The sequence below is a fragment of the Frigoribacterium sp. R86507 genome (genome assembly GCF_044597695.1).
Classification (GTDB): domain Bacteria; phylum Actinomycetota; class Actinomycetes; order Actinomycetales; family Microbacteriaceae; genus Frigoribacterium.
Genome location: NZ_CP139002.1, coordinates 2703034 through 2715502, shown reverse-complemented (window position 1 = coordinate 2715502; position 12469 = coordinate 2703034). Strand labels below are relative to the sequence as shown.

The window sequence follows — 12469 nt, the reverse complement described above, 5'->3', positions numbered from 1 at the left end:
GGAACCTGCACCACCGAACCCTGCACCACCGAACCCTGCACCACCGAACCCTGCACCACCGAAACCCCAGGAGGCACCCATGGCCGAAGGACTGCGCGTCGGCGTGATCGGCGCGACCGGACAGGTCGGCAAGGTCATGCGCACCCTGCTCGACGAGCGCGACTTCCCGGTCGCCGAGATCCGCTTCTTCGCCACCGCCCGGTCGGCGGGCACGACCCTGCCGTTCCGTGGGGTCGAGATCGTCGTCGAGGACATCGAGACGGCCGATCCCGCCGGTCTCGACATCGCCCTCTTCTCGGCCGGGGCCACGGGCTCGCGAGCCCACGCGCCGCGGTTCGCCGCGGCCGGCGCGCTCGTCATCGACAACTCGAGCGCCTGGCGGATGGACCCCGAGGTGCCCCTGGTGGTCAGCGAGGTGAACCCCCACGCCCTCCGCGAGGCGGTGAAGGGCATCGTCGCCAACCCCAACTGCACGACCATGGCGGCCATGCCCGTGCTGAAGGTGCTCGACACCGAGGCCACCCTGCAGCGCCTGATCGTCAGCACCTACCAGGCCGTGTCGGGCAGCGGCCTCGCCGGCGCCGACGAGCTGCTGCAGCAGACCCGTGCCGCGATCGAGGGCGACACCATCGGCCTCGTGCACGACGGTCGCGCGGTCGACCTGCCCGAACCGGTGAAGTACGTCCGGCCCATCGCCTTCGACGTCATCCCGCTCGCAGGAAGCATCGTCGACGACGGCACGAACGAGACCGACGAAGAGAAGAAGCTGCGCAACGAGAGCCGCAAGATCCTCGAGCGCCCCGATCTGCTGGTCAGCGGCACGTGCGTCCGCGTGCCGGTCTTCACGGGGCACTCGCTCTCGATCAACGCCGAATTCGCCTCGGACATCACGGTCGAGCGTGCCGAAGAGCTGCTGCGCGACGCCCCCGGGGTGGTCCTCACCGACGTCCCGACCCCGCTCGAGGCGGCGGGAGCCGACCCGAGCTTCGTCGGCCGCATCCGTCACGACGAGGGCGTCCCCGGTCACCGTGGGCTCGCGCTCTTCATCAGCAACGACAACCTCCGCAAGGGCGCGGCGCTCAACGCCGTGCAGATCGCCGAGCTCGTCGCCGCCGAGCGCGCCGTCGCCTGATCCCTCGGCGCCGGTCACCCGGGGGGCCGGTGACGCGTCGCACCCCGGTCTCTCGACATCGAGACACCGGGGTGTCGTCGTCCGGTGACCACCCGGGGTCGTCGAGGGGGCCGGGCCTAGACTGACGTCGTGACCGATGCGAAGAAGCCCGTCGACGTAGCCCTCATCGGGGCCGGCATCATGAGTGCCACCCTCGGTGCCATGATCAAGCAGCTCGAGCCGAGCTGGACGATCCAGATCTACGAGGCGCTGGGCGACGTCGCCCTCGAGTCGAGCAACCCCTGGAACAACGCGGGCACGGGCCACTCGGCCCTCTGCGAGCTCAACTACACGCCCGAGCGGTCCGACGGCAGCATCGACACCTCGAGCGCCGTCAAGGTCAACGAGCAGTTCCAGGTGTCGCGGCAGTTCTGGTCGTTCCTCGTGGCCGAGGGCGCCCTGCCCCAGCCCGACGCCTTCATCAACTCGACCCCGCACATGAGCTTCGTCTGGGGCGAGAAGAACGTCGAGTACCTCCGCAAGCGCCACGAGGCACTGCGCGAGCACCCGCTGTTCCAGGGGCTCGAGTTCAGCACCGACGCGTCCGTCATCCGGTCGTGGGCGCCGGTCCTCATCCCGGGTCGGGCGAAGGGGCAGCCGATCGCGGCGACGCGCATCGCCGCCGGGACGGACGTCGACTTCGGGTCGCTCACGCGCCTCCTCCTCACGTACCTCCAGGGCGAGGGGGCGATCCTCGAGGTCGACCACCGCGTCACGAACCTCACGAAGCTCGCCGACGGCACGTGGCGGGTGGCCCTCCGCAAGCAGGTCGGTGGCACGCCGACGACCGTCGACGCACGCTTCGTGTTCGTCGGCGCCGGCGGGGGAGCGCTGCACCTGCTGCAGAAGTCGGGCATCGACGAGATCAAGGGCTTCGGCGGGTTTCCGGTCAGCGGCGAGTTCCTGCGCTGCGACGATCCCGCGATCGTCGGCAAGCACCAGGCCAAGGTCTACGGCAAGGCCGCCGTCGGCTCGCCCCCGATGTCGGTGCCGCACCTCGACACCCGCGTCGTCGACGGGCAGGCCAGCCTGATGTTCGGGCCGTACGCCGGCTTCAGCCCGAAGTTCCTCAAGCACGGTTCGATGTTCGACCTGTTCGCGTCGATCCGTGCCCACAACCTCTACCCGATGATCCGCGCCGGACTCGCCAACCTCTCGCTGGTCAAGTACCTCGTGGGGCAGCTCGCGGCGAGCAAGCAGACCAAGTTCGAGGCGCTCCGCGAGTTCATGCCCGACGCCGACCCGAAGGACTGGTACCGCATCACCGCCGGTCAGCGGGTGCAGGTCATCAAGAAGGACCGCAAGAAGGGCGGGGTGTTGCAGTTCGGCACCGAGGTGATCACGGCGGCCGACGGCACCATCGCGGGCCTGCTCGGCGCGTCCCCGGGAGCCTCCACGGCCGTGCCGATCATGCTCAGCGTCCTCGAGCGGTGCTTCCCCGATCGCATCGCGGCGTGGAAGCCGCGGCTGAACGCGATGATCCCGACGTACGGTGACGACCTCTCGTCCGACGAGCAGCGGGCCGCCTCGACCATCGGGGCGACCGCCGAGGCGCTGCACATCCACGCCTGAGGCCTGGTGCCGGGCGTCGCGTCCTCGTGTCGCACGCCCCGGGTTGACCCCAGTTCGAACGTGTGTTCGAATGGGGGCATGCGATGGTCCGAGCAAGCGGTCGACACCGAGAACGCCTCGGCGTTGCCCGGTCTTGCGCGGCTGAACAACCTGATCACCTCCGTCACGACGCCCGAGTTCGCGGGGGTGACGTTCCACGAGGTGGTCGCGAAGAGCGCCCTCAACCGCGTCCCGGGCGGCGACTCGGCCCTGCCCTTCGGGTGGACGATCAATCCCTACCGCGGCTGCAGCCACGCCTGCGTGTACTGCTTCGCCCGTCCCACCCACGAGTACCTCGACCTCGACGGCGGCGACGACTTCGACCGGCAGATCGTCGTCAAGGTGAACGTCGCCGAGGTGCTCGCCCGCGAACTGCACCGCCCGACGTGGCAGCACCACCCGGTCGCGCTGGGCACGAACACCGATCCCTACCAACGTGCCGAGGGTCGGTACCGGCTCATGCCCGGCATCATCGCCGCCCTCGCTGACTCGGGCACTCCCTTCAGCATCCTGACGAAGGGCACGCTGTTGCGGCGCGACCTGCCCCTGCTCGCCGAGGCGGCGCAGCACGTGCCCGTCGACCTGGCCATGTCGATCGCCGTCTACGACGACGACCTGCAGCAGTCGGTCGAGCCGGGCACGCCGACGACTGCGGCCCGCCTGGCCACCGTCTCGGCGGCCCGCGAGTTGGGGTTGTCCTGCTCGGTCTTCATGATGCCCGTGCTGCCGTACCTCACCGACGGGCTCGACCACCTGCACGCGGCGCTCGCCGCCGTCCGCGATTCGGGTGCCTCGAGCGTCATGTACAGCGCCCTGCACCTCAAGCCCGGGGTCAAAGAATGGTGGTTCGCCTGGCTCGAGCGTGAGCACCCCGAGCTCGTGACCAAGTACCGGGTGCTCTACTCCCAGGGCACCTATGCGCCGACGGGTTACCGCTCCTGGCTGGCCGCACGTCTACGGCCCCTGTTGCGCGAGTACGGCCTCGAGAAGGGGCAGGCCGACCCGGCCACGGGGTCGATGCGCTCCGCGGCGCTCGACGACAGCGCGCGTTCCCTCCGACTGATGGGGCTGAACGGCACCGGCATCGGCACGGCAGCCGCCGGCACGGTCCCTCTTCCGGGCATCCCCGACCTGACGCTCGGTACCGGTGGCTCGGCGGTCCCGCGGGCCCTCATCGCCCACGAGCTGCCGGGTGGGGCACGGTCGCAGCCGCGACTGTTCTGAGCCTGCGAGAGCCGGGGCCGCCGGGCCACGGGGCCGCCGGGCCACGGGGCCGGTCGTGCCCCTGCCGAGTGGAACGGGGCACAAAACGAGCCACCTGCCCGCCCGGCGTGGTCGATGGCCCCACATGTCGGGGTACAGCCGCGGTGCACCTTCTGCCATGATCTCTCCTGACCCGACCGAGCCGAGGAGGCCGCATGCTGCTCGGCCTCCCGGCCCACCTCGCGCCCGCGGCCGTCGGCGACTCGGTGTCCAGGGCGTGTCACGCGATCGCGGCCACGGTCCTCGCGGCGGCGACGGCCCTGCTGCTCGCGAAACAGGTCGCCACGCCCGACCTGCTGCTCTGGCCCGCCCTGGTCTCGCTCGTGCCCTTGGCGGTCCTTCTCGTCGTGGTCGAGCGCACGCGTTCGACGACGGCTCATCTCGCCTACCTCATCGTCGGGACCGCAGCCCTGTACTGGTACGCCGTCACGCTCTTCTCGCAGGTGGCCGCCGTGCAGGCGTCGGATGCCTTCTCGCTCGCGTTGCCCAAGATCGCCCTCATCATGGTCGGCAGCACCGCCGTCGGCCCTCGCCGGGGTCTCCTCTGGTCGGCGGCGGGTTACGCGGCGGGCGAGCTCGCCACGCAGCTGGCGACCTGGCACACGGGGGCCTCCTTCCGACTCGACGTCACCGCGTTGCTGGCGTTCGTCCTCGTGGCCGTGGTCACGGGCCACGCCGAGGTGTCACGGGGACGTGCCCGCGAGGCCCAGCCCCGACTGCACCGGGCGGCGCTCGAGCAGCAGGTCCAGGGCATCCGCGTCGACATCGAGCAGCAGGCGGCCGCCCTCGTCCACGACACGATCCTCGGACACCTCGCGGCCCTCGCGAACGCTCGTCCCGGAGCCCTGTCGCCCGAGACCACCCGGTCGATCGCGGCCGACCTCGAGGTGCTCGTGGGGCGGGACTGGCTCTCGCCGGGCTCCGTGCCGACCGAGGTCGCCGTGAGGGCCGCCGACGACTGGGAGCGCAGCCGACTCCACGCGGCTGTCGAGCAGTCGCGGTCGGGTGGCCTCGAGGTGGCCGTGACGGGCGACGTCTCGGCGGTCGGCCGCCTCGACCCCGTCACCGGTGACGCGCTCGGACTGGCCGTCGCGCAATGCCTCGTCAACGTGAGCCGCCACAGTGGCGCCGACCGGGCCGAGCTCGTCGTGTTCGGCGACGGCACCGACCTGACCGTGATGGTGATCGACGACGGCGTCGGCTTCGACACGGCGGCGGTGGCCCCCGACCGTCTCGGCCTGACGACGTCCGTCGAGGCCCGTCTCGCACGCGTCGACGGTCACGTGCAGATCTGGTCGTCCCCGGGCAGTGGCACGTCGATCGTCTTGCGGGTCCCGTTCGCCGTCGTGGCACCGGTGGTCGTCGCCGACGACGGGGTGCCCGCATGAGCCTCGCCGCCCCTCCTCGACCCGGCGGGCGCGCCTCCGGTCGGTCTCCTCAGCAGGTCGACCCCCTCGGCGCCCTCGCGGCCCGACCGATCACCCTCGGGGCGGCCCTCGCCGCATGGTTCGTCGCCGTCGTCGACACGCTGCTGCGGGCCACCGACGTCTCCTCGCCGTGGGCCGCGGCGGGCGCCCTCGTCGCCGTCGCCGCGGGCGGCGTCGTGCTCGTCGTGTCGGCCGCGCCCCTTCGGGCGCCGTTCGGGTCCGGGGCGCTCTGGTGCGTCGCCGGGGCGTGTGCCGCGGCGGGCGTCCTGTCGGCCCTGGCCACCGCCGGCAGCAATCCGTTCGTGCGGGACGACTGGGCGGGGATCGCCGCGGGGGTCCTCCTGCTCGGGGTGGCCCCGTACCGCCCGGCGCGCGAGATCCTCGCCGCCGGAGGCGCCGTGGCCGCGGTCCTCGCCGTCGTGGTCCTGGTCGAGGCGCCGGGCTTCGTCACACCCGTGCCCACCGCGTCGTACGTCGTGGTCGCCCTCACGCCGTTGCTCGCCCTGACGGCCGCCTCGGCGACCTTCTCGGGCGTCTTCGTCGCCCACGTCGAGGGATGGGTCTCCCGGGCCACGGGGTTCCGCAGGGCCAGCACCGACGACCTGAGGGTGACCCTCGCCCGCTCGGTCCAGCAGGACCGCGTCACCGTGCTCAACCGCGAGGTCGTGCCGTTCTTCGCGCGGCTGGTCGAGTCCGGTCGGATCGGCGAGGGTGACGCCGACGAGGCACGGCGCGTGGCCGACTCGTTGCGCGCCTCCCTGGTGGCCGACGCCGACGCGACGTGGCTGGTCCGGCGCCTCGCCGCGCCCGGTCGTCGGGTGCCGGCCGAGGTCGTCGACCCCGACCGGCTCGCCGATCGCCTGGGCCCGGAGCACCGCACCGCGCTCTGGGCGCTCTTCGCGGCGGTGGACGACGTCGAGGTCGTCGACGCCCGCTCGCTCCGGGTCGCGCTCGAAGCCGAGGAGGCGCGGGTCGACATCGCTGTCGAGCTCTCGTTCGGGTCCTCGGCCGCTGCCGCACGACGGTCGCTCGCCCCCTGTCTTACCGTGCTCCGCCTCGTCTCGGGCGACCTGCGGGTCGACCGGGCACCTTCGCATCTGACACTAAGGTTTTCTTATGACCAGCACTGAGTCGAGCGGTCGCTCGTCCCATCGTCCGGGCTTCGGGAGGCCCGTCGCAGCACCCTCGTGGGCCACCGTCGGGCCGGGTTCCGACGCACCGCCCGCCCGTCGCGTCCGGCTCGCGATCCTCGACGACCACGAGGTGCTGCTCGACAGCCTGAGCAGCTGGATCAACGTCAACGCCTACGACTTCGACCTCGTCCTCACGGCGCACACCTGGCTGCAGCTGGTGCACAGCGACAACTTCCCGACCGACCTCGTCTTCCTCGACTTCCAGCTGAAAGAGCCGGTCTCGATCGAGGCCCGCGTGCGCACCTGCCGGGCAGCCGGGGCCAAGGTCGTCGTGCTGTCGAGCCTCGACACCCGCGAGTCGCGCGAACGGGCGCTCGAGGCGGGGGCGTCGGCCTTCCTGTCGAAGACCCTGCCGATGCGCGAGGTGATGGACGCCGCCCGCCAGGTGATGGGCGTCGCCCGTGACAACTCGCCTCAGCGTGACTGGCGTCCACTGCCGGCCGGTGCCGCGAACCAGACCAGACCCAAGCTCAGTGCCGGCGAGGCCGAGGCGTTCCGGTTGTACGTCTCGGGCTTCAGCACCAACGAGGTCGCCGCGCAGATGAACGTCCAGTACGAGACGGCGAAGACCTTCCTCCGTCGGGTGCGCGAGAAGTACGCCAAGGCCAACCGGCCGGCCAGCAAGAAGTCCGAGCTCATCCGGCGGGCCGCCGAAGACGGTTACCTCCAGTAGTGGCCAAGCTCTACTTCCGCTACGGCGCGATGAACAGCGGCAAGAGCACGGCTCTGCTGCAAGCGGCCTACAACTACGAAGAACGCGGTCAGCGCGTGTTGCTCGCCAAGCCGGGGGTCGACACCAAGGGTGACGACGCCATCGTCTCGCGGCTGGGTGTGACCCGGGCCGCGGACGTCACCTTCGCCCCCGACGACGAGGTCCGGCAGGTCTTCCTGGCCCGTCGTGACGCCGTGCGCGGCGAGACGGGCTCGAGCCTCGCCTGCCTGCTCGTGGACGAGGCGCAGTTCCTGGCGCCGCACCAGATCGACGACCTGCTGCGCATCGCGATCCTCGACGACGTCCCCGTGCTGGCCTACGGCATCCGGACGGATTTCCGGACGGTGGCCTTCCCCGGCAGTCGGCGGCTGCTCGAGGTGGCGCACTCGCTCGAAGAGCTCAAGACGATCTGCCGGTGCGGTCGCAAGGCGGTCTTCACGGCGCGCACGGTCGGCGACCGGTTCGTGTTCGACGGCGACCAGGTCGCGATCGACGGCCAGCAGGTGACGTACGAGTCGCTCTGCGGTGCCTGCTACCTCGCCGAGTCCGGCGGCCGCCTCGCCTGACCCGTGTCGCCCGGAGGTCGAACCGGCAAGCACAAAAGCAAATGGCTCCACCCGGAGGCGGAGCCGATTTGTGTCGCCCGGAGGGCGAACCAACGAGCACAGAAAGCAAATGGCTCCACCCAAGGGTGGAGCCATTTGATCTGGTCGGGGTAGCGGGATTCGAACCCACGACCTCCTCGTCCCGAACGAGGCGCGCTACCAAGCTGCGCCACACCCCGATGTCTTCGCGTTCTCACGTGAAGCAACCTGACAAGAATAGCCCATGTTCGGGCCTGCTCGTGTCACTCCGGGGAAGGTCAGGCCGTCAGGGTCAGGATGACGGCTTCGGGGCGGCACGAGAACCGCACGGGGGCGTAGATCGAGGTGCCCAGGCCGGCCGAGATCTCGAGGTGTGCGGTCTTGCGGGCGTGGCTCCAGGTCGTCAGGCCGCTGACCTTGCTGCGAGGCAGGTCGCAGTTGGTGACGAGGGCGCCGTAGCCGGGTACCTGGACCTGTCCGCCGTGGGTGTGACCGCCGAAGATGACGTCGGCCCCGTTGTTGACGAACGAGTTGAGCACACGCTGGTACGGGGCGTGGGTGACGCCGATGCTGATGGGGTCGGGCCCGCCGCGATCGTCCTGCCAGCCCACGTTCTCGCGGAGGTCGTCGAGGGCTCCGGGGATGCGGTCGAGACGGTCCCAGCCACGGTGCGCGTCGTTGACGCCGAAGAGCTCGAGTCGTGAGCCCCGCAGCTCGAGCGCGCGCGCCCTGTTGTTCAGGTCGAGCCAGCCGAGCTGGTCGGTGAAGAACGACTGCATCCGATCGATGTCGAGGTCCACCGGGGCACGGTGGGCCTTGCTCGGCCCGCCGAAGTAGGCCAGGGGGTTCTTGGGGGAGGGGCCGTAGTAGTCGTTGGAGCCGTTGACGAAGACCCCGGGGACGCCGCGGAAGGGCTCGAGGGCGTACTCGAGGGCCGTGTGGGCGTCCTCGTGGCCGATGTTGTCGCCGGTGTTGACGATCAGGTCGGGTTCGAGCACGGCGAGGCCGCGGACCCATTCCTGCTTCTCGGACTGCCAGGGGGCGAGGTGGAGGTCGGACAGGTGCAGGATCGTCAGCGTCCGCGAGCCGGGTTCGAGGACCGGCAAGACTTCGTGCCGCACGGTGAACCGGTTCCGTTCGACGAAGACGCCCCAGGCGAGTGCTCCGAGGCCGACGGCCGCGCCCGCTGCTGCGGTCACGGCCGTCGTCTGGAGGGCGCTGGACCCACCGGTGCTGCGTGTGCTCACGCGCAGTTGCCCGGGTCGTTGCCGTCCTTGTCGCCGTAGACGGTCAGCCCGATGGCCGAGTCCTTCGCGACGGAGGTGTTGGCGGCGGGATTCGTGGAGGCGACCTGGCAGGCGTTCTTCCCGTCTCCGGGGGCGAACCCTGCGATGGAGACCTTCGACGTGTCGAAGCCGGCTCCACCGATGGACTTGACGGCGTCACCCACCTTCTGCCGCGTCACGTCGGGGACCGCTGCCGCACCGCTGCCGTCACTCGTGAAGACCTTGACGGTCGAGCCCTTCGACACGACGGTGCCGACGGCGGGGTCCGAGCCGATCACCTGTCCGGCGGGCAGAGCCGAGGGCTGGGTGCCCCCGTCCTCGTAGGCCAGGGACACGCCCTTCAGGAGTGCCTGAGCCGCCGACGCGGTGTTGCCGGCCATGTCCGGGACGGCCACGCCCGAGCCGCGCAACACGGCACCGGAGGCCTCACCGAAGGCGCCTCCCGGGTACACGGTGTTGTTCACGCTCTGGACGGCCTTGAAGTACTGCACACGCGCCGTCGCATAGCTCGTGGACCCAGCGAGGTTCGGCGAGTTGTACGACCGCAGACTCTTCTTGGGACCGTCCGCGACTCCCTGCCACACGGCGGTGGCGATCTTCGACGTGGCGCCGATGATCCAGATCTGGTCCTTGAGGTCGGTCGTACCGGTCTTGCCGATCTCGGGGTAGCCGTCGGCCGGCAGACCGCCGACGCCGGTGCCGTTCCGCCACAGGCCCTGCATGGCCACCGCGGCGGCCGCGGCCACCTGCGGGTCGACGACCTGGCTGCACGACTGCGGCTGACCGCCGAGGTCGACGCCCTTGTCGTCCTTGATGTTGTCCACGATGATCGGCGAGCAGTAGACGCCGCCCGCGGCGATCCCGGCGTAGGCGGTCGCCATGGTCAGCGGGGCGATCTCGTCGGCGGTGCCGAGGATCGACGACGCGTAGTCGTGCATCTCGCCTCCGTCGGCGCGGTGCACCCCGAGCTTCTCGGCGACGCCGTTGATGTCGGCGATGTCGAGCTTCTCGGCCATGGCTGCGTAGGCCGTGTTCATCGACTTCGCCGTCGCGTCCGCGACGCTCATCTGGCCGGGTTGCTCACCCGCGTCGTTCTTGGGGGTGTACTTGTTGCCCCGGCTGCCGTCGATGGTCATGTTGAAGGTCCGCGGCTTGGCGTTGACGCTCTCGTAGATCCCGTGCCCCTGCTCGAGCCAGTCGATCAGGGTGAAGGGCTTGTAGGTCGAACCGGGTTGGAAGCCGATCGATCCGCCGTAGTCCCGGTCGGTGCTGTAGTTCACCGAGGTGAGGGTGCGGTCGGGGCTCGAGGTCTCGGAGAACGTGGTGTTCTGTGCCATGACGACCACGCGCCCGGTACCGGCCTCGACGGAGTCCACGACGCTGCCGAGCTGGAAGTTGCTCTCGGTGGCGGGCGCGTATTTGTCGACCTGCGCCTTGGCGTTCTCGTTGAGGTCGAGGTTCAGCGTGGTGTAGACGTCGTAGCCACCGGTGTTCCAGTTGGTCTGGCGTTCTTCCGGGGTCGAGCCGAGGACGGCGAGGTCCTTGACGCTCTTCTTGACGTAGTCACAGAAGTAGGCGGCCGACGGGACGGTGACCGCGCCGCAACCCTGCGACGGAGCCGTCAGCACGACGTAGCTCTCGACGGGCGTGGCCAGAGAGGCGTCGGCCGTGGCCTGGTCGATGTCCTTCTCGGCGAGCATCGACTTGATGATCACGTCGCGCCGGGCCTTGTTGGCCGGGTACTTCTCGGGCGTCGACATGTTGCGCGAGTCGGGGTACTGCACGATCGCGATGAGGCTGGCGGCCTCGGGGACCGTGAGGTCGGCCGCGCTCTTGTTGTAGTAGTGCTGGGCGGCGGCCTGCACGCCGTAGGTCTGGTCGCCGAAGTAGGCGATGTTGAGGTAAGCCAGCAGGATGTCGTCCTTGCTGTACTTCTTCTCGAGCCCGATCGCGAACTTCATCTCTTCGAGCTTGCGGTCGAGGGTCGTGGTGGTCGCCTCTTTGTAGGCGGCGTCGCGCTCGTCCGCCGTCGGCAGCTGCTGCGACTGCGCGATGCGGATGTTGCGCACGAGCTGCATCGTCAGGGTCGAACCACCACCGCTGGCACCGAGTTCACCCGCGCCCGCCGAGCCGACGGCTGCACGCACGAGGGAGGTGACGTCGACGCCACCGTGCTCGTAGAAGCGGCGGTCCTCGCCGGCGACGACGGCGGTCTTGAGGTTGGGGCTGACCTCGTCCCACGAGAGCTCGACGCGGTTCTCGCTGTAGAGGGTCGCGAAGGGCACCTGCTGCCCGCCCTGGGTCGCGTACAGCGTGTTGCGCTGCTGCAGCTTGCCGATCTCGATGTACTCGGGGATCGACTCGAAGACGCCGATCGAACTCGAGGCCGTCATGCCGGCGACCGCGATGGCCGGCGTCACGCCGATGGTCACCAGGAGGCCGGCCAGGACGCTGAAGCCGACGAATCCGAAGAGTGCCCCGATGGCGGACGTGGGCTTCGATTTTTGGGCAGACATAGGATCAGGGTAAGCGACATCGCCGATTTTCAAGCTGAACGGAAGCCGAAATGGTCCTTTGGGAGTACACGACGACGCCCCTGCTGGTGCACAACAGCACGGCGATCCTCAACAACTGGGGCTCCGACGGGTGGGAACTCGTCCAGGTGACCCAGGGCCCCGAGGGTGGTCCCGTCGCGTGGCTCAAGCGCCCCCGGCAGGACGCCTGATGGCGACCGTCGACGAACGCCTGGCCGAGCTCGGTCTCGTCCTCCCGCCCGTCGCGGCGCCCGCGGGCTCGTACGTCCCGGCCCTCCGCACGGGGTCGCTCGTCTACACGGCGGGTCAGCTGCCCTTCGTCGACGGCCGGCTGCCGGCCACGGGCAAGGTGGGCGACGGTCTCGGCCTCGTCCAGCCCGCCGACGCCCAGGCGCTGGCGGCGACCTGCGTGCTGAACGCCCTGGCCGCGGCGGCGACGGTGCTCGACTCGCTCGACGACGTCGTCCGCGTCGTGAAGCTGACCGGATTCGTCGCCTCCGATCCCGAGTTCTCGGGCCAACCCGGGGTCATCAACGGTGCCTCGGACCTCCTCGGCCGGATCTTCGGCGAGGCCGGGCGTCACGCTCGCAGCGCCGTGGGGGTGGCGGTGCTGCCGCTCGACTCGCCCGTCGAGGTCGAGCTCGTCCTCGAGGTCCGCTGACGCGCCTCCTCGTCCGGTCGTGACGAC

The 12469-nt window shown here is 70.2% G+C and carries 11 protein-coding genes and 1 tRNA gene; 9 read left to right on the top strand and 3 right to left on the bottom strand.

The window, feature by feature from the left end:
- Positions 1-79 precede the first annotated feature (79 nt).
- From SJY14_RS12765 to SJY14_RS12735, 7 genes are all read left to right on the top strand, one after another.
- The gene (locus tag SJY14_RS12765; RefSeq protein WP_043594784.1) at positions 80-1132 is read left to right on the top strand and encodes an aspartate-semialdehyde dehydrogenase; all 1053 of its coding nucleotides are present in this window, start codon (positions 80-82) and stop codon (positions 1130-1132) included.
- A gap of 129 nt (positions 1133-1261) precedes the next feature.
- The gene (locus SJY14_RS12760; RefSeq protein ID WP_083396128.1) at positions 1262-2743 is read left to right on the top strand and encodes a malate:quinone oxidoreductase; all 1482 of its coding nucleotides are present in this window, start codon (positions 1262-1264) and stop codon (positions 2741-2743) included.
- A gap of 78 nt (positions 2744-2821) precedes the next feature.
- Positions 2822-4006, top strand: a complete 1185-nt coding sequence (locus SJY14_RS12755) for an Rv2578c family radical SAM protein (protein ID WP_083396127.1) — start codon at positions 2822-2824, stop codon at positions 4004-4006.
- A 194-nt stretch (positions 4007-4200) separates the two neighbouring features.
- On the top strand, positions 4201-5433 hold the full coding sequence (locus SJY14_RS12750; protein WP_071254475.1) for a sensor histidine kinase: 1233 nt from the start codon (positions 4201-4203) through the stop codon (positions 5431-5433).
- Entirely contained in the window at positions 5430-6602 is a 1173-nt protein-coding gene (locus SJY14_RS12745; RefSeq protein ID WP_071254473.1) for a hypothetical protein, read from the top strand. The genes SJY14_RS12750 and SJY14_RS12745 overlap by 4 nt, the downstream gene beginning before the upstream one ends.
- Positions 6589-7338: a response regulator gene (locus tag SJY14_RS12740; protein WP_082454248.1), complete on the top strand. Its 750-nt coding sequence runs from the start codon at positions 6589-6591 to the stop codon at positions 7336-7338. The genes SJY14_RS12745 and SJY14_RS12740 overlap by 14 nt, the downstream gene beginning before the upstream one ends.
- Positions 7338-7943 carry a thymidine kinase gene (locus tag SJY14_RS12735; protein ID WP_071254472.1) on the top strand — a complete coding sequence of 202 codons (606 nt, stop codon included), beginning with the start codon at positions 7338-7340 and terminating at the stop codon, positions 7941-7943. The genes SJY14_RS12740 and SJY14_RS12735 overlap by 1 nt, the downstream gene beginning before the upstream one ends.
- A 141-nt stretch (positions 7944-8084) precedes the next feature.
- Here the strand turns inward: SJY14_RS12735 and SJY14_RS12730 are convergent.
- The 3 genes from SJY14_RS12730 to SJY14_RS12720 all read right to left on the bottom strand — a co-directional run bounded on the left by SJY14_RS12730 (position 8085) and on the right by SJY14_RS12720 (position 11763).
- A tRNA-Pro gene (locus SJY14_RS12730) sits at positions 8085-8161 on the bottom strand.
- Positions 8162-8239: 78 nt separating this feature from the next.
- Positions 8240-9208 (bottom strand): metallophosphoesterase, encoded by a 969-nt coding sequence (locus tag SJY14_RS12725; RefSeq protein ID WP_071254470.1) that lies wholly within the window; start codon positions 9206-9208, stop codon positions 8240-8242.
- Positions 9205-11763 (bottom strand): transglycosylase domain-containing protein, encoded by a 2559-nt coding sequence (locus SJY14_RS12720; RefSeq protein ID WP_071254468.1) that lies wholly within the window; start codon positions 11761-11763, stop codon positions 9205-9207. The genes SJY14_RS12725 and SJY14_RS12720 overlap by 4 nt, the downstream gene beginning before the upstream one ends.
- Positions 11764-11813: 50 nt before the next feature.
- Between SJY14_RS12720 and SJY14_RS12715 the strand changes: the two genes are divergently transcribed.
- Positions 11814-11972: a hypothetical protein gene (locus SJY14_RS12715; RefSeq protein WP_167599048.1), complete on the top strand. Its 159-nt coding sequence runs from the start codon at positions 11814-11816 to the stop codon at positions 11970-11972.
- The gene (locus SJY14_RS12710; protein ID WP_071254466.1) at positions 11972-12442 is read left to right on the top strand and encodes a RidA family protein; all 471 of its coding nucleotides are present in this window, start codon (positions 11972-11974) and stop codon (positions 12440-12442) included. Before SJY14_RS12715 ends, SJY14_RS12710 begins: the two co-directional genes overlap by 1 nt.
- Positions 12443-12469: the final 27 nt, after the last annotated feature.

Coding starts and splice junctions, on each gene's coding strand:
- SJY14_RS12750 (WP_071254475.1), top strand. CDS start 4,201: ATGCTGCTCGGCCTCCCGGCCCACCTCGCGCCCGCGGCCGTCGGCGAC.
- SJY14_RS12745 (WP_071254473.1), top strand. CDS start 5,430: ATGAGCCTCGCCGCCCCTCCTCGACCCGGCGGGCGCGCCTCCGGTCGG.
- SJY14_RS12715 (WP_167599048.1), top strand. CDS start 11,814: ATGGTCCTTTGGGAGTACACGACGACGCCCCTGCTGGTGCACAACAGC.
- SJY14_RS12720 (WP_071254468.1), bottom strand. CDS start 11,763: ATGTCTGCCCAAAAATCGAAGCCCACGTCCGCCATCGGGGCACTCTTC.
- SJY14_RS12755 (WP_083396127.1), top strand. CDS start 2,822: ATGCGATGGTCCGAGCAAGCGGTCGACACCGAGAACGCCTCGGCGTTG.
- SJY14_RS12710 (WP_071254466.1), top strand. CDS start 11,972: ATGGCGACCGTCGACGAACGCCTGGCCGAGCTCGGTCTCGTCCTCCCG.
- SJY14_RS12740 (WP_082454248.1), top strand. CDS start 6,589: ATGACCAGCACTGAGTCGAGCGGTCGCTCGTCCCATCGTCCGGGCTTC.
- SJY14_RS12765 (WP_043594784.1), top strand. CDS start 80: ATGGCCGAAGGACTGCGCGTCGGCGTGATCGGCGCGACCGGACAGGTC.